Source organism: Streptomyces sp. NPDC028928, assembly GCF_055564915.1.
The window spans coordinates 353958-369983 of sequence record NZ_JBVHVI010000005.1 but is presented as its reverse complement, the minus strand read 5'-3'; the positions used below and the strand labels follow the sequence as shown (position 1 = coordinate 369983).

General features: G+C 72.8%; 16 protein-coding genes. 8 read left to right on the top strand and 8 right to left on the bottom strand.

Translation table 11 applies throughout. From position 1 onward, the window contains the following. Nucleotides 1-15 precede the first annotated feature (15 nt). Together ACZ4U1_RS15060 and ACZ4U1_RS15055 are read right to left on the bottom strand one after the other, a co-directional pair. The gene (locus ACZ4U1_RS15060) at nt 16-1761 is read right to left on the bottom strand and encodes a PP2C family protein-serine/threonine phosphatase (RefSeq protein WP_467903360.1); all 1746 of its coding nucleotides are present in this window, start codon (nt 1759-1761) and stop codon (nt 16-18) included. Between the two features lie 190 nt (nt 1762-1951). After that, complete coding sequence (locus tag ACZ4U1_RS15055) at nt 1952-2518, bottom strand: sigma-70 family RNA polymerase sigma factor (protein WP_467903359.1); 567 nt, start codon at nt 2516-2518, stop codon at nt 1952-1954. 159 nt (nt 2519-2677) lie between these two features. Between ACZ4U1_RS15055 and ACZ4U1_RS15050 the strand changes: the two genes are divergently transcribed. Continuing rightward, nucleotides 2678-3721, top strand: a complete 1044-nt coding sequence (locus ACZ4U1_RS15050) for a MerR family transcriptional regulator (protein WP_467903357.1) — start codon at nt 2678-2680, stop codon at nt 3719-3721. Nucleotides 3722-3740: 19 nt separating this feature from the next. On the opposite strand, the gene ACZ4U1_RS15045 is transcribed toward ACZ4U1_RS15050, so the two are convergent. From ACZ4U1_RS15045 to ACZ4U1_RS15025, 5 genes are all read right to left on the bottom strand, one after another. Next, the gene (locus tag ACZ4U1_RS15045) at nt 3741-5117 is read right to left on the bottom strand and encodes a cryptochrome/photolyase family protein (protein WP_467903356.1); all 1377 of its coding nucleotides are present in this window, start codon (nt 5115-5117) and stop codon (nt 3741-3743) included. Between the two features lie 3 nt (nt 5118-5120). Beyond that, nucleotides 5121-6767 carry an SDR family oxidoreductase gene (locus ACZ4U1_RS15040; protein WP_467903355.1) on the bottom strand — a complete coding sequence of 549 codons (1647 nt, stop codon included), beginning with the start codon at nt 6765-6767 and terminating at the stop codon, nt 5121-5123. Nucleotides 6768-7151: 384 nt separating this feature from the next. After that, nucleotides 7152-7400: a hypothetical protein gene (locus ACZ4U1_RS15035; RefSeq protein WP_467903353.1), complete on the bottom strand. Its 249-nt coding sequence runs from the start codon at nt 7398-7400 to the stop codon at nt 7152-7154. Between the two features lie 185 nt (nt 7401-7585). Then, nucleotides 7586-8491, bottom strand: coding sequence for a PaaX family transcriptional regulator C-terminal domain-containing protein (locus tag ACZ4U1_RS15030; protein ID WP_467903352.1), 906 nt, complete (start codon nt 8489-8491; stop codon nt 7586-7588). Continuing rightward, entirely contained in the window at nt 8488-9144 is a 657-nt protein-coding gene (locus ACZ4U1_RS15025; protein ID WP_467903351.1) for a GNAT family N-acetyltransferase, read from the bottom strand. Before ACZ4U1_RS15025 ends, ACZ4U1_RS15030 begins: the two co-directional genes overlap by 4 nt. Nucleotides 9145-9288: 144 nt before the next feature. On the opposite strand from ACZ4U1_RS15025, the gene ACZ4U1_RS15020 reads away from it, so the two are divergent. After that, nucleotides 9289-10302 carry an alpha/beta hydrolase family protein gene (locus ACZ4U1_RS15020; protein WP_467903349.1) on the top strand — a complete coding sequence of 338 codons (1014 nt, stop codon included), beginning with the start codon at nt 9289-9291 and terminating at the stop codon, nt 10300-10302. Beyond that, nucleotides 10299-10529 carry a hypothetical protein gene (locus tag ACZ4U1_RS15015; RefSeq protein WP_467903348.1) on the top strand — a complete coding sequence of 77 codons (231 nt, stop codon included), beginning with the start codon at nt 10299-10301 and terminating at the stop codon, nt 10527-10529. Before ACZ4U1_RS15020 ends, ACZ4U1_RS15015 begins: the two co-directional genes overlap by 4 nt. Before the next feature lie 216 nt (nt 10530-10745). On the opposite strand, the gene ACZ4U1_RS15010 is transcribed toward ACZ4U1_RS15015, so the two are convergent. Further along, complete coding sequence (locus tag ACZ4U1_RS15010; protein ID WP_467903548.1) at nt 10746-10880, bottom strand: hypothetical protein; 135 nt, start codon at nt 10878-10880, stop codon at nt 10746-10748. Between ACZ4U1_RS15010 and ACZ4U1_RS15005 the strand changes: the two genes are divergently transcribed. From ACZ4U1_RS15005 to ACZ4U1_RS14985, 5 genes are all read left to right on the top strand, one after another. Continuing rightward, nucleotides 10860-11432: a DUF418 domain-containing protein gene (locus ACZ4U1_RS15005; RefSeq protein ID WP_467903538.1), complete on the top strand. Its 573-nt coding sequence runs from the start codon at nt 10860-10862 to the stop codon at nt 11430-11432. The genes ACZ4U1_RS15010 and ACZ4U1_RS15005 overlap by 21 nt on opposite strands. A gap of 250 nt (nt 11433-11682) precedes the next feature. Beyond that, nucleotides 11683-12120, top strand: a complete 438-nt coding sequence (locus tag ACZ4U1_RS15000; RefSeq protein WP_467903347.1) for a hypothetical protein — start codon at nt 11683-11685, stop codon at nt 12118-12120. After that, nucleotides 12104-14284, top strand: coding sequence for a SpoIIE family protein phosphatase (locus tag ACZ4U1_RS14995; protein WP_467903345.1), 2181 nt, complete (start codon nt 12104-12106; stop codon nt 14282-14284). The genes ACZ4U1_RS15000 and ACZ4U1_RS14995 overlap by 17 nt, the downstream gene beginning before the upstream one ends. A gap of 113 nt (nt 14285-14397) precedes the next feature. After that, nucleotides 14398-14883, top strand: a complete 486-nt coding sequence (locus ACZ4U1_RS14990; RefSeq protein ID WP_467903344.1) for a hypothetical protein — start codon at nt 14398-14400, stop codon at nt 14881-14883. Nucleotides 14884-15302: 419 nt separating this feature from the next. Beyond that, nucleotides 15303-16026: HAMP domain-containing protein (locus tag ACZ4U1_RS14985; protein ID WP_467903343.1), on the top strand; the 724-nt coding region annotated here is incomplete at its 3' end.

Here is a 16026-nt window from a genome sequence, read left to right as displayed (position 1 = left end):
TCGGCGGTCCGCGGGTCACCGGTGCGCTGCCGGCCCGGACGAGCGGTGTCCGGGTGTGCGCAGCGCGAGGAGCGCGACGTCGTCGTCGTTGCCCACGGGGCGTACGCGCCGCAGCAGGTGGTCGATGAGGGATTCCAGGGGGCGGTGGGCGAGGGCGGCGGCGTGCCGGCGCAGTCGCGCCAGCCCCTCGTCAAGGGAACGCCCCCGCTCCTCCACCAGGCCGTCGGTGTACATGAGCAGGGTGCTGCCGGCCGGCAGGGCGACGGTGGCGTCGACGCGCGGGGCGGCGGTACCGGTCCCCAGCAGAACGCCGTGTCCGTCCGTGAGGTACTCGGCCAGTCCGTCGCGGCTCAGCAGCAGCGGCGGCGGATGGCCCGCGTTGGTCCAGGTCAGCTCCCAGTGACCGGGATCCGTCCGTTCCAGCCGGGCGAAGAGCAGGGTGGCCATGGGGACTTCGGTGATGTGCTGGGTGGCCCTGTCCAGCCGTTCGACGACCCGGCTGGGCGGCTCCTGCTGGGCCCAGGCGTAGGCGCGGAGCATGTTGCGCACCTGGGCCATGCCGGCCGCGGCCTCCAGGTCGTGTCCGACGACGTCCCCGATGGCCAGGGCGGTGGCCCCGTCCGACAGCGGGAAGGCGTCGTACCAGTCGCCGCCCACCTGCGAGGCGTGTGGGGCGGGCAGGTAGCGGACGGTCAGCTGCAGGTGCGGCACGCGCGGCATCTGCGGCAGCAGGTGGTTCTGCATCGTCTCGGCGATGGCGCGCTGGCGTTGGTAGAGCCGCGCGTTGTCCAGGGCCAGCCCGGCGCGGCGGGCGATGTCCTCCAGCAGGGGCAGGTCGGCCGTGGTGAAGGGCCGCGGATCGTCCGCCCGCCCGAGCGTCAGGGCGCCCAGGACCTCGCGGGTGCTGCGGATGGGTGCGATGGCGGCCGAGTGCATACCGGTGGCCTCGAACAGGCGGTGCTGCTCGGCCGCGATGCCGGAGTCCGGTTCCCCCTGGTACGTCTGCGGTCCGGCGACGGTGGACGCCACGCCGCGCAGGGCCCGGGACAGCGGCATCGGGGACGCTTCCGGGATCGGCGGCATGGGCCCCTGCAGTTCCTCCAGATGGGTGAGGACGTCACCGTCGGCGTGCACCACCGCGGTGCGCCAGACCTCGTCCCGTTCGGTGATCAGATCGACTACGGCCCAGTCCGCGAGCCGGGGGACGACGAGTCCGACCAGCCGGCGGATCGCCTCGTCGGCGTCGAGTGTGGAGGTCAGCCGCGTGGTGGTCTCGGCCAGCAGGGCCAGCCGTTCCAGCTCCGACAGCGGTTCCGCGGCCCGCTCCGCCCGCGCGCCGCCCCGCACCGTATCGCCGGACGCGTGGAACAGCACCAGGGTGCCGGTGCGGCCCTCGCCCATGTCGTACGGCGTGATGTGCCAGGAGATCGGCAGCAGGTCGCCGTCACCGCAAGCGAAGTAGTCCTCCGGTGCCTGTGCGGGACGCCCGGCGAGAAAGGCCTGGCGCATGGCGCACCGCGTCCGGGAGATCGGCTGCCCGTGCAGGTCGCGGTGGAGCAGGTCGTGCGCGTCCTGCCCTACGAGTTGCTGGGCCGGCCGGCCCAGCAGCTGCCCGGCACGCGTATTGACGGCGACGATGCGGCCCTGCGCGTCCACGACGTAGGCGCCGGTTCCGATGGCTTCCAGACCTACGGTGAGCGGCGCCGGCGGCGCGGGCGCGGACGGGATGCCCGGCCCCTGAGGATGCATGGGCGCTGCCATATCAGGGCTCCCTCGGCTGATCGGGGCGGCCTGCGCACCTGCAGCGTCTCGTCGGCTCTCTGATCGTCAACGGTACGTCCTGCGGAGGCGAGGGTGCCACGCCGTGAACGGGACCGGGACACCCGGTTTCCGAGATCGTTCGATCTCGGTCTGTGCGCGTCGAAACCGCATCGGCCTTCCCTTCTTCATGTCATGCTGCCGACACCCCCTCCTCCTGCAGGCAGCGGCGCAGGCGGTCCAGGCCCCGGCGGGTGTGGCTCTTGACCGTGCCCAGGGGCCATCCCGTGACGCGGGCGATCTGTGTCTGGGTGAGGTCCTGGTAGAAGGCGAGCCTGAGCACCCGGCGCTGCGGCTCGCTGAGCCGTTCCAGAGCCCGACCGACGACCAGTCGGTCCAGCGCGGCCTCGGGGTCGCCGCCCCCGCGCTCCCCCGGCGACGGCAGCAGGCCGGCCGCCGCCGTGGCCAGCTCGGCCCGCCGGGTGCGGGCGGCCAGGGCGTCCGCCACCTTGCGCCGGGTGATGCCGACCAGCCACGCGGGAAACGTCCCCCGCTCCGGTGCGTAGCCGCCCCGGCCCCGCCAGGCCGCGGCGAACACCTGCTGGGTCACGTCCTCCGCCTCACGCGGGTCCCCGAGGGCCTGCCGGGCCAGCGCGTGCACCAACCCGGACCACCGGCGGTGCAGCAGGGTCCAGTCGTCGCCGGCACCGCGCTCAGCGGAGTCGGGCAACGCGATCGGGGCCGGTGGGAGCCTGTTCATGTCGAGCCTCCTCTGCGGAGCCGCCGTCCCGGTCACTCCTGCCGGGACGGGAGGAACCCGGGTCCTTGCTTCACCCTGCGCACAAGAGGAGCATGGGAACAACTCGCATCGTTTCCGCACCGGAATGGCTGTGGCTCCAACCCGAGGTGGGAGGCCGCCTTGCCCGTCGACGACGTACCCGGCGCCGCGCTCCCGGACGAGACGTCCGCGGCGGGGGTGGCCACCGGGGCGCTGGCCCGCCGGCTCGGCGTGTCTCCCACCACCCTGCGTTCCTGGGACCGCCGTTACGGCCTGGGGCCGGCCGTGCGCCCCCACGGGCGCCACCGCCGCTGGACACCCAGGGACATCGCTATGGTGGAGGAGATGTGCCGGCTGACGGCGGCAGGCGTCCCGCCGGCCGAGGCGGCACGGGTGGCCCGGCTGCGCTTCACCACCGACGGCGAAGCGGCCCCGACACCGGCGTCCACCCCGGCCACCGCCGCACCGCCCGGCCCCGCCCCGGTGCGCCCCGGCGGCCCCGGGAGCGGGCTCCCGCTGGGCGACGTACGGCAGGAGTGCCGGGGCCTGGCGCGTGCCGCGGTGCGGATGGACGCGCCGGAGCTGGAACGCCGGCTCGTGGACAGCGTCGGGCGGCACGGGCTGACGGTGGCGTGGGAGGAGGTGATGGTGCCCACGCTGCGTGCCGTGGGCCGCAAGTGGGAGTCGTCCGGCGACCGCTACGTGGAGGTCGAGCACCTGCTGTCCTGGCACATCTCCAGCACCCTGCGCAGTGCGCCGTTCCTGCTGCCCCACCCCGAGCCGGCCCACGGGGAGCCGCCCGTGGTGCTGGCCTGCACCCCCGCCGAGCAGCACTCGCTGGCCCTGGAGGCCCTGACCGCCGCGCTGGGCGAGCGCGGGGTGCCGACCCGCACGCTGGGCGCCGCGGTACCCGCGGAGGCCCTGCTGGCCTGTGTCCGGCGCACCGGCCCGGCCGCGGTCGTGCTGTGGGCACAGACCCGCTCCACGGCGTCCATGCCGCTGGCCCGCCACGTCGCCGGCCTCGAATGGGGAGCGCCCGGTGCGCGCCGGAGGCCCACCGTACTGCCCGTCGGACCCGGCTGGGACCGACGGGCCCTGGCCGGTTTCGCCCGCTGTTCCGTACTGCGGGACGCCGTGGAGACGCTGAGCCGTCCCTACGGCGACGACGGGGTACGCCGGCCCTGAGGTGCGCCCCTGGGGTGCCTCACCGCTGCCCGGCGCGGGCCCGCCGGAACCGGTCCAACCCCTCGGACAGGGACACCACCGGCTCGGGGTAGTCCAGCGCGGCACGCTGCGGGCCGGGCAGCTTCCACGGCTCGTGGACCAGCGGGGCGTCGAGTCCGCCGAGTTCCGGCAGCCAGCGCCGGACGTAGGTGCCGTCGGGGTCGTACCGCTTGGCCTGGGTCACGGGGTTCAGGACCCGATTGGGCCGGGTGTCGGTGCCGGTGCCGGCCATCCACTGCCAGTTGAGCTGGTTGTTGGCCACGTCGCCGTCGACGAGCCAGTGCAGGAAGTGGGCGGCTCCGACCCGCCAGTCGACGTAGAGGGTCTTGGCGAGAAAGCTCGCGGTCAGCAGCCGGGCGCGGTTGTGCATCCAGCCCTCCTGGCGCAGTTGGCGCATCGCGGCGTCGATCACCGGGTAGCCGGTGCGGCCCTCCTGCCACGCCTCGATGTCGGGCCCGGCGGTGTGCCGCGAACGCCACCGGTCGCCCTTGGGGCGGTAGTCGGCGTGGGCGGCGGCCGGGCGGGCTGCCAGCACCTGGCGGTGGAAGTCGCGCCAGGCCAGCTGCCGTACGAACGCGTCGGCGCCCGGGCCGCCGCGGCGGCGGGCCCGGTGGACGAGTTCCACCGCGGACAGGGTGCCGAAGTGCAGATGGGCGGAGAGGCGGGAGGTGGCGTCGGCGGCGAGATCGTCGTGTGTGTCGGCGTAGGCGTCCAGCCCGCGCCGCCAGTAGGCGCTCACCCGCTTGCGGCCCGCGCTCTCGCCGCCGGCGAGCAGGGCGGGCGATACGCCGGTGACGTCGCCACGCGCGGGCAGTGGCTCGCTCCTCACATGGTCGGGGACGCGCACGTGGCGAGGAACGGCGGCGACGGCGCGCAGACGGACCTGCGCCCACTGCCGGTAAAACGGGGTGAAGACGGCGAAGTGGTCCGACGAGGAGGGGGTCACCTCGCCCGGCGGTACGGCGACCGTGACCGCGTCGTGCACGAACAGGCGGCGGCCGTCTGCCTCCACGGCGCGGCGCAGCCGGTCCTCACGGCGGGTGGCGAAGCCGCTGTGCGCCGCCGCCATGTGCACCTCGTCGGCGTCCGCCTCGGTCACCGCGCGGCACACCTCCTCGACCAGGTCGCCCGAGCGGACCACGAGCCGCCCGCCGCGTGCGCGCAGCGAGGCGTCGAGGTCGGCCAGGCAGTCGGCGAGGAAGGCGCTGCGGTTGGGCGAGGCGAATCCGGCCGCCGCCACGGCGCGGTCGCGCACGAACAGCGGGACGACCCCGTCGGCGGCCTGCAGAGCGGCGCACAGCGGCGGGTGGTCGTGCAGGCGCAGGTCGGAGGTGAACAGGACGAGCGAGACGTGCATGGGTCAGCTTCTCTCCGGGGGGATCTCTTCCGGCAGGACGGCAGTGTCTTCCGGCAGGACGGCATGACCGGATGCGGACGAACGGGTCCCGGTGGTGGTGCGGGAGCGCGCCGCACGGTTCTCCTGGGCGCGTGCCGCGGCCCGGACGATGTTGCGGGCCATACCGCCGAAGACGACCGCGTGGAACGGGGAGACGCTCCACCAGTACAGGTGGCCGAGCAGCCCGCGGGGATGGAACAGCGCCCGCTGCCGGTACCGGACGTGTCCGGCGCCGTCGTCGTCGGCGTGCATCTCCAGCCAGGCCAGGCCGGGCAGCCGCATCTCGGCGCGCAGCCGCAGCAGCCGACCGCGTTCGATCTCCTCCACCCGCCAGAAGTCCAGCGAGTCGCCCACCCGCAGCCGCCGGGCGTCCCGCCGGCCGCGGCGCAGGCCCACACCGCCGACGAGACGGTCGAGCCAGCCGCGTACGGCCCAGGCCAGCGGGAAGGAGTACCAGCCGTTCTCGCCGCCGATGCCCTCGATGACCTCCCACAGCGCCTCCGGGTCCACGTCCGCGTCCCGTTCCCGCAGGTCCGTGTACAAGCTGCCGCCGGCCCAGTCCGGGTCGGTGGGCAGCGGGTCGCTGGGGGCGCCCGGTACGGAGGCGGAGGACCAGCGGGTGCTGACCTGCGCGTCGCGCACGCGTCGTAGCGCCAGGGCCACCGACCGCTGGAATCCCAGGGGATGGCCCGGCGGACTCGGCACGTACCGTTCGATGTCCCTCTCCAGGCACACCACCTCGTAGCGCAACGACTCCGTGAGCGGCCGGGCGATCGAGGCCGGCACCGGAGTCACCAGTCCGACCCACTGGCTGGACAGGCCGGGCGTCAGCACGGGCACCGGCAGGATGAGCCGCCGGGGCAGCCCGGCGACGGCGGCGTACCCGCGCATCATGTCCAGGTAGGTGAGGACGTCCGGGCCGCCGATGTCGAAGGCGCGGCTGACGTCGGGAGGCAGACCGACGCAGCCCACCAGGATGCGCAGCACGTCCCGCACCGCGATCGGCTGGATCCGGGTGCGCACCCAGCGCGGGGTGACCATCACCGGCAGACGCTCGGTGAGGTAGCGCAGCATCTCGAAACTGGCCGAGCCGGAGCCGATGATGACGGCGGCGCGCAGCACGGCGGTCGGCACACCGGAGTCGAGCAGGATGCGGCCGACCTCGGCGCGGGAACGCAGGTGCGGGGAGAGACTCGCCTCCGCGACGCCCGCGGGGGTGAGTCCGCCGAGGTAGACGAGGCGGCGGACGCCGGCGGCACGGGCCTGTCCGCCGAAGACGCGAGCGGCGGCCCGGTCGGTCCGCTCGAAGTCGCGACCGCTGCCGAGCGCGTGCACGAGATAGTAGGCGACGTCGACGTCCCGCATCGCCCGAGCCACGGACCCCGCGTCGGTGACATCTCCCTGGACGATGTCCACCCGGTCAGCCCACGGGTGGTCGCGCAGCTTGCGCGGCGTGCGGACCAGACAGCGCACCCGATGGCCGGCGTCCAGCAGTTCCGGCACCAGCCGCCCGCCGATGTAACCGCTGGCACCGGTCACCAGGCAGGTCAGTGGCTCGCCAGGGGGTGTGGGCCGCGGTCCGGTCGTCGTGCTGGGGTGTTCGTCGTGCATGAGCCCGCCTTTGCCGCCGGTCGTCCGTCGAGTGTCGTCCGGTGTGCCTCCCGGGTCTCTACCGTGCGGGTAACGGGTACGGATGCGCCGCCCGAGCGTGCGGCGGACGGGTGACGCGCGGATCGTCCCGGGTCCTCCCGCTCAGGAAGCGGCCGCGGTCCGCTCGTCGCGGCCGGAGGCCTGCCGGACGCGGGGCAGGTCGTCGGGCGCGCCGGGCAAGCGGGCCGCGCACGACGGCGCCGGTCGAGGTCGGGCGCCGACCGCCGGAAGTGCGGCTGGGTCAGGAAGGTCTGCGGGGCGCCGGTGTCACTTCCACGGCGGCTTCGGTCCGGCGAGTGATCTTCCGCGAGAAGTCATGGCTCTCCTCCTGTCACTCGGCCACGGTCAGGGCCGTCTCCCGGCTGCGGCCCGCAGGTCAGCCGCCCGCGCCGAGCGGGCCGGTGCCCCGCAGACGGCTCCGTGCCGGGGCAGTTCGTGACGGGTGACGCGCAGCGGGTCCGGTGGCAGCGCGGCACGCACCGGCCAGCCGTGGCCAGGCGGGCCGGGCAGCAGGAAGAGCCGGTCCGGCATCTGCCGCGTGGCGACCTGTGCGGCGAAGCGGGTGAGTCCGTCGACGCCGTCCGCCAGGTGCACCGTGCCCGCCCGCCCCGCCTGCCGCCGTCGAGGCCGGTACCGTGCGTCTGTGTGCTGCGGCGGGAGGAGGCTCCCGGCGCATCCGGCCAGGAACGCCGCGCCCGTGACCGTCGAGGACGGGTAGCCCGCTCGGGCGGACGACGCGACTCGTCCTCCGTACCTCCGGTGGCACCGGAGACGCGCTTCTAGCCGCCGTCCAAGGGGCGCAGCGCCTCGGCGTACAGCGCGAACAGGCGCAAGCCGGCGGTGTGTCCGGTCGGGCGGGTTTCGCGGAGGGTTGTCCAGCAGTCGGCCGCCAGGGCTCGCGCGCGGGTTCCGGGCCATGGCTGGGGCAGAAGTTCCGGCGGCAGGAGGGGGTCCGGGTCCATGGCCGCGGTGAACTGGGCGGCGAGTTCCACGGCCAGGGTGAGCAGCTCGGGGTCCGACGGCTCCGGTCCCCGGGCGAGCCGGGAACGGCAGGCTTCCGCGAAGGCGGCGAGTCGTTCGTGCCGCTCGGCGATCTCGGGAAGCGGCCACAGTGCGGCGGCCAGCGCCCGGGGGTCGGTCACGCCGCCGATCCGCAGGTCGGTGCTGGTCAGGCAGGTCAGGGCGTCGAGCACGCCGAGGTGCCGGGCCTGGGCCTCGACGAGCGGGGTGACCGGGTTCGCGGCGACGTAGAGCCCGTTGTGGACGGGCGCGGTGCCGAGACGGCGGAGGTGTTCGCGCAGGGCGTCCCGGGCGTTGCGGCGGGATTCCGGAACGGCGAAGGCGAACAGGTGCCAGATGCCGTCCCACGGTGCGGATCCGGCGTCCTGCCGGTAGGCGTGGCGGACGTAGGCGGCGTCCGGGGCCAGGGCTCCGGTGGCGTCGGCGACGGCGCGGAGGGTGGCCTTGCGGCCTCGGCCTTCCTGTGTGAACGCGCCTTCGGCGACGAGCCGTTTGACGCACAGCCTGATCTGCTGGTCGGTCATGCCGAGCAGACCGGCGACGGTGTAGAGCTCGCCGGCGTCGACGGTTCCGTCCTCGCGGACCAGGGCGTGCACGAGCAGCCGGGTGGGGATCTCCGGCCGCTCGGCCCGGTCGTCGGCGTGGGCGGTGCCACCGGTGTTCATCGTGCCTCCCCGACGGTCGCCGCATCGGCCGCGGTGACCGGGCGGTGCATGGTCGTGACCGCGCCGAATCCCATCAGGCCACGCAGGTACGGGGTCTCCTCGGTGCGGTGGGCGGTGAAGCCGTGCCGCTCGTACAGGGACCTGGCGCGGGGATTGGCGTCGATGACGTCCAGGCGGATCCGGTGGCAGCCGTGGTCGGCGCCGACGGCCGCGACCTCCCGCAGGAGGAGGCTGCCGATGCCTCTGCCGCGGTGGGCCGCCTCGACGGCGATGCCGTCCATCACCAGTTCACCCTCGACGGGGGTGCGTTCGAACAGGGCGAGGACCGCCAGTCTTGGCAGGCCGCGGAGCAGACCGTAGGTGCTCAGGACGTCCTTCACGCTCCCGCCGCACAGCGGACGGCCGCCGAGCCGGTAGCCGGCCACACCGACCACCCGCCCGCCGTCGAGCGCGACAACGCCCCGGTCGTGGTGCAGGTGGGCGGCGATGAACCGGCGTCCCTTGTCGGGTGGGTCGAGCGCGGGCGCCAGTTTGCGGCCGAACGCCTCCCAGTACAGGGCCGCCACCTGCTCCTCGCTGCCTGCGGGCACTCCCCTGCGCACCACCGGACCGCTGCTCGCTGCCGCGTGAGCGTCGCCTGCCGTCGTCTCCACGCCACTCCTCCGTCCGCCCGATCAGCTTGTGCGATCGATCGTAATACGTTCATTATCGCTACGACCGTTTTTGAAACGAACGATTTCGGGGGTGTGATGTTCCGGACACGGGGCGCGCCGCGACGACGTGGATGGCGGTGGGCGGTGTGGACGCTGGTGGCGGTGCTGCTGACGGCCACCGGAGCCGGTGGGGTGATGGTGTGGCAGAACACCTACGCCCTGCGGGAGATCCAGGTGTCGCTGCGGCATGACGGAAATCTGCTCGACGGAGTGCTGGCCCTTCCCGAGCGAGACCGGGGCCCCTTCGGACTCGTGGTGTTCGTCCACGGCGACGGGCCGATCGACGCGACGCACGAGACGTTCTACCGGCCGCTGTGGGAGTCCTTCGCCCGCGCCGGGTACGCCTCGCTGTCGTTCAGCAAACCGGGAGTCGGAGGCTCGCAGGGCGACTGGCTGGACCAGAGCATGGCCGACCGGGCGGACGAGACGCTGGCCGCTGTGAGGTGGGCCCGTGGCCGCCCGGAGATCGACGGCGGCCGTATCGGGCTGTGGGGGGCGAGCCAGGCCGGCTGGGTCCTGCCCAAGGTCGCGGCACAGGACCGGCGGCTTCAGTTCGTCATCGCCGTGTCCCCGGCCGTCAACTGGCTGCGGCAGGGCCGCTACAACCTCCTCGCCGAGCTTGCGCGGGACGGCGCGAGCGCCCAGGAACGGGCTGCGGCGCTGCGCCGTCGGCAGACCACCTTGGGACTGCTGAAGCGGGGAGCGTCCTTCGCCGAGTACCAGGCCGCGGTCGGTGACACGTCAGACATGACAGCGGCACGGTGGTCGTTCATCGCCAGAAACCACCGGTCGGACGCCACCGCCGACCTGCGGGCCATGCGCGGCACCCCGCTGCTGCTGGTACTGGCCGGCCACGACGTCAACGTGGACGTCGCCGAGACCGAAGCCGTCTACCGCAAGCTCCTGCCGCCGGCGTCCCTCGAGGTCGCGCACTATCCCGACGCCACCCACTCCCTGGTGGACGCCGATCTGGAGCGGCGGCACTGGCGTCTGACGCTGACCGCGGTCTTCGCCCCCCGGCAGCTGTACACCGACCGGTTCCTCACGGATCAGGCGCGGTTCCTCCGACAGCGAGGCTCCGGCAAAGAGGCGCCATGACCGGCACCGACATCGGCATAGGCATCGGCACGGACACGACGACCGACACGGCGACTCCGGCCGACACGGCGACCGGGCGGTTGGCCACCGTGGACGTGGTACGCGGCTTCGCCCTGTTCGGCATCCTGATGGTCAACATCACCTACCTCGCCTCCGCTTACCACGGCACGGGTGTCATCCTCGGCACGGCGTACGCCGTGGTGCTGTTCCCCGGCGATACATCCTGACCACGTACGCTCTTCTCGGCCTGGTCCTGCTGGCACTGCACCGGATCCGGACGCGCACCGCCGTACGGGCCTCCGTGGCGCTGTTCACCCTCACCTCCACCGCGTACGCACTTCTCGCCGTGGCCCTGTGGCCGGCCTGCGGCGGCACGGACGAGGTGTCGGCGGCGGCCCAGGCCGCGGCGGCCACCGACAGCCTGCGGGGCGACGCCGCCTCCGTCATCGCCGCGCCTGGAACAACTGCCGGACGTCGAGTTCCTGCTCGTGTTCTTCCAGGCACCCGCCGCGCTGGCCGCCTTCCTTCTCGGGCTCGCCGCGGGCAGGCACCGGGCTCTGGCCGACGTCACGCCTCATCGCCGCCTTCTTCGGCGCCTCCGGCTCTGTCTGGGGCTTCACCGTGGGACTCGGCGGCGGTGTCGTCTACGCCCACGCCTCGCCCAACCGGGCACCGCCTACCACGTCCTCGCCCTAGGCATCGACGTCATCACGGCACCACTGCTGGCCGCCGCGTACGCGGCCACCGTCCTGTGCCTCACGGACGGCCCGCTGGCCGGCACCCTGACCGCGGTTCTGGCACCGGCCGGCCGGATGACGCTGACCAACTACCTCACTCAGTCCCGCGTCACCCTGCTCGCCCTCGCGCTGTTCGTTCTCGAAGCACACCGACGCGACTTCCGCGATCACGCCGGGGCTCCCTCCGCCACGATCAATCTCGATGAGTTCGGAAGTCAGGTGCTGCATCATCGGCGGGTCAGGCCTACCGGCCGGGTCGGTGTTCTTCGGGCCCGCAGGGGACGGACGGGCCGGCAACTCCCGTACCCGCCGGTAGATCCCCTCCGGCAGCCGGGCCGGGCAGCGCACCTGCACAGGCTGCGGACCGGCCGTGTTGTCAGTGGCTCGGGATAGGGTGCGCGGTGATGGGCCGGACGGAGATCGTGAGGGACTCGCGGCCATGGGGGGTGGGTCGCACAGGCCCCGGCACCCAGCTCGGGACTGGAGGTATCTTGCCGTATCCCCACCCCCCAACGCCGCACCCCTGTCGTGAGAAACGCGGTTGACCAGCCCGCCGACGGAGACAGGGAGCCACCGGTGACATGATCTTGGTGTGGCTGGTGCTGGGGGCGCCGTCGCCGCTGCGCGGGCGTAGTGTCCTGGTATGGGTGACGCACGCTGTGCCTGGTGCGGGGCGGCTCTTCCGGATTCCGCCGGTGCCGGCCGCCGGTACTGCCAGGCCGGGCACCGGCAGGCGGCCTGGCGGGCCCGGCGGCGTTGGAGCAAGGCCGAGGCCGCCCGGCGCACCCTGGTCACCGTCGGCTCGGTGTTCCTGACGCAGGTCGAGCGGGAACTGGCCGGCATGACCGCCGGGGGCGGTAGGGCGCCGGAGGGGGCCGCGCATTGCGCGGCTGTCGCCCGCATTCCCCCTCTCACCGACCATCTGGTGCGTCTGGCGGTGCTGGCGGACCGGCAGGCCGGGGCCAGTTGGCCGCAGATCGGCAGGGCGCTGGGCATCAGCGGCGAGGCTGCCCGCGCCCGCTTCACCCGCCGGGACACCTGCGAAGGCCGACCGGGGCCGGGCGATGTCCCGCCACGGTGAACGACCCACCGCAAGGCCGCCGGAGCAGGCCCTGGACGGGGCGCTGGCCACAGCCGTGCGCCGCACCGGGGCCGCGGTCGGTGGCATCTACCTGCTGGATGCCCAGCAGAAGGTGCTGTGCCTGGTGGTGACCGGCGGCCTGCCTCCCGAGTACGCCGAACCCTGGACGCGGATCGCGCTGGCCGCCCAGGATCCGGTGGCCGACGCCGTGCGCGAGGACCGCCTGGTGTGGGTCGGCGGTCTGGAAGAGCTGGCCCGTTGCTATCCGCGCGTGGCCGCCGCTCAGCCCTACCGGTTCTGCATGGCTGTCGCGCCCCTCTCCGGACCGGGCACCTGTCGGGGCGCCCTGTCGCTGTTGTGGCCCGCCGGCCGTTCCCCGCGCACCAGCAACCGCGAACACGCCCGCATGACGCATGCCGCCCACCGCATCAGCGGCCTGCTCAAGGCCGCCGGTGAGCCGCCCGCCATCCCCGAGCAGCCACGCGTGGTGGATGTCCGCGGCCTGGACACCCGCGCCCCGCAGGCCGCGCTCGGCTTCGCCGAACGCCTGCCCGGGGGCAGTCTCGCCCTCGATACCGAGGGCCGGATCATCTTCGTGACCTCAGGCGCCACCCGCCTGCTGGACTGCGATGCCGCCTCGCTGCTGGGTCGGCTGCCCTGGCAGGTCCTGCCCTGGCTGGACGACCCGGCCTACGGAGACAAGTACCGGACCGCGCTTCTCAGCCGCGAGGCTGTGTTCTTCCACGCTCTGCGCCCGCCCGGTACCTGGCTGGACTTCTACCTCTTCCCCGGTCCCGACGGAATCAGCGTCCGCGTCGTCGAGACCGCGCTCGCCGACCGGCCACCGACCCTGGCGCCCGTCAGGCCCCCTACGGCCAGTGGGCCGGCCGGGGTGAGCCGCCTGTATCAGCTGATGCACTTGTCGGCGGTCCTCACCGAGGCCGTGGGCGTACGCGATGTCGTCGACCTGGTGGCAGCCGAGATCCTGCCCGCCTTCGACGCCCAGGGCCTGGTGCTGTCCGTCGCGGACGCGGGCCGCTTGAAGATCACCGGCTACCGGGGCTACCGGCCCGAGGTCATCGAACGCCTCGACGGCCTGCCCCTGGACACCAGCATCACCCCCGCCGGGCAGGTCATCGCCAGCGGCGTGCCCTCCTTCTTCGCCGACCCGGCCGAGATGGCCCGCAGCTACCCGCAGGCACCGCGGATCAGCGACAAGCAGGCGTGGGCGTTCCTGCCGCTGATCGTCTCGGGGCGCCCCGTGGGCTGTTGCATCCTCTCCTACGAGCGGCCCCACACCTTCACCGCCGACGAACGCGCCGTCCTGACCTCCCTGGCCGGACTGATCGCCCAGGCCATGGACCGTGCTCGCCTCTACGACGCCAAGCACCAGCTCGCCCACGACCTGCAGCAGGCGCTGCTGCCCCGGAGGCTGCCCCGCATCGACGGCTTGGACGTGGCCGCCCGCTACCTTCCCGCCAGCCACGGCATGGACATCGGCGGCGACTTCTACGACGTCATCCGGCTGGACCACCACACCGCCGCGGCCGTCATCGGTGATGTGCAGGGACACAGCGCCGCCGCGGCGGCCCTCATGGGGCAGGTCCGCACCGCCGTCCACGCGCATGCCACCGCCGGCGCCACTCCTGACCAGGTCCTCGCCCGCACCAACCGGGTCCTGACCGATGCGGAACCCGACCTCCTCGTCTCCTGCCTCTACGCCCACCTCGACCTCACCGACCACCAGATCACTCTCGCCAGCGCCGGGCACGCCCCGCCACTCATGCGCCGCCCCGACGGCCGTACCGCCCCTCTCACCGTCGATCCCGGCCCACTGCTCGGCATCCACGCCGACGCCCTCTACCCCCTCACCACCGTGCCGCTGCCCGTGAACACCCTCCTCGCCCTCTACACCGACGGGCTGGTTGAAGTCCCCGGACAGGAAATCGATGACACCACCGCCGGCCTCGCCGATCACCTCGCCCACACCGACGTATCCGATCTCGGCCGGCTGATCGACAACCTGGTGCACCACAGCTGGCCCCGAGGCCGGCACACCGACGACATCGCCCTGCTCCTGCTCCGTACCACCGGCGCACCCACCGGCTGGCCTGCGTCTCCTACCGCAAGCCGAACAGAACGGAACGAGCACCCCGAAGTGTGAAGCCCCGTACGGCGAAGCCGGGCCAGTTCGAAGCGCTTGCCGGCGAGTGTCCCTGTGTCTTCGGTCAAGGGAAACGAGGTGCGATGGGTGGGCGAGCCCGGCAGCATCGCTGGGTGACCGACCTGCTGTGGGATGACGTGAAGTGCTTCTTCGACCCGGACGTGATGGGGGCGTTGCCGGACGTGCGGGTCCCGAACGCCTCGGTGGAGGACTGGCAGGCGGTCCTCGATCTTGTGGCGGAGAAGGGCTGGAAGTGCCGGTACTCCGCGGGCGAGGCGGTGCTTCCGCTGCCCCGGGCGGAGGCCGTGCTGTCCCGCCCGGCGGATGCCGAGTGCCCGAACCTGCGGGTGTGGCCGACTGCCGATGTGTTGGCGATCTTCCGTTTCCATGCCGCCGACGAAGTCGACTTCGACGTCGACCTGCGGGAGGTGCAGGGCCAGGAGCGCCTTGATGTGTTCTGCGGATTCCTTCGGGAGATCGGGCGGCGGCTGGACAAGCCGGTGTTGATGGACCCGGAAGGTGCCTACGGTCATCCGGTGCTCGGCTTCGACGTCACGGCCGACCGAGTCGTTCTCCTCGCAGAGCCACTGGCCAGGTGAACTGCCCCGACGGCACCTTCTACGAGTTCGGCCGGCACGGCGGGCGGCGGAGCGTAGGAGAAGTCCTGTCCCCGGCCGGGAGTAGGAATCCTGGTCGGGGACATCTTCATCCCACTTGCGCGGGGGGGGGGCGCCACTTCCGCAGCACGATCCTGGTGGACATCGAGACACGAAAACCAATCCAAGTACCCCGTGGATCCGGCGTCATGCATGGCTCTTCGTGGCGGACTTCTTCCCTGGTACACAGCGACCGGAGGCTTTGTTCGGCGGGTGCCGAGTGGGTTAGCCTGCGGCGTATTTTCTCCTCACCTGTGGCCGTGAGGTGAGGGAATGCAGACCGTTTACGGGCCCACAGCGGCCCGCCGGGGTGTTCGAGTCCTCGCTGCCGAGGGCTCCAGGGGAGCGGGACGAGAGTGCGCATGAACAGCGACAAGACCGAGCTGATCGACGCCGCGCCGGGCAACGGCGAGCTCAGACAACTCCTGGCGGGGCTGACGGCCGTGCGGGACGGGGACTTCGGGACACGTCTGCCGGAGGACGCCGACGGTGTCATGGGTGATATCGCGAGCGTGTTCAACGGCATGGTCGACCAGCTGTCCGTGTTCACCTCCGAGGTCACGCGCGTGGCCCGAGAGGTCGGCACCGAAGGGACGCTCGGCGGGCAGGCGGAGGTGCCGGGGGTCTCCGGAACCTGGGCCGACCTGACCGACTCGGTCAACGCCATGGCCGGGAACCTGACCACCCAGGTCCGTGACATCGCCCAGGTGGCCACTGCCGTGGCCAAGGGCGACCTGTCCCAGAAGATCGACGTGCCCGCCCGCGGCGAAATCCTGCAGCTGAAGGAAACCGTCAACACGATGGTGGACCAGCTCTCCGCCTTCGCCGACGAAGTCACCCGCGTCGCCCGCGAGGTCGGCACCGAAGGACGCCTCGGCGGCCAGGCCAAGGTGCCCGGTGTCGCAGGGGTGTGGCGGGACCTCACCGACTCGGTCAACTTCATGGCGGGCAACCTGACCAACCAGGTCCGCAACGTCGCCCAGGTGACCACCGCCGTGGCCAAGGGCGACCTGTCCCAGAAGATCACCGTCGACGCCCGCGGCGAGATCCTCGAACTCAAGAACACCATCAACACGATGGTCGACG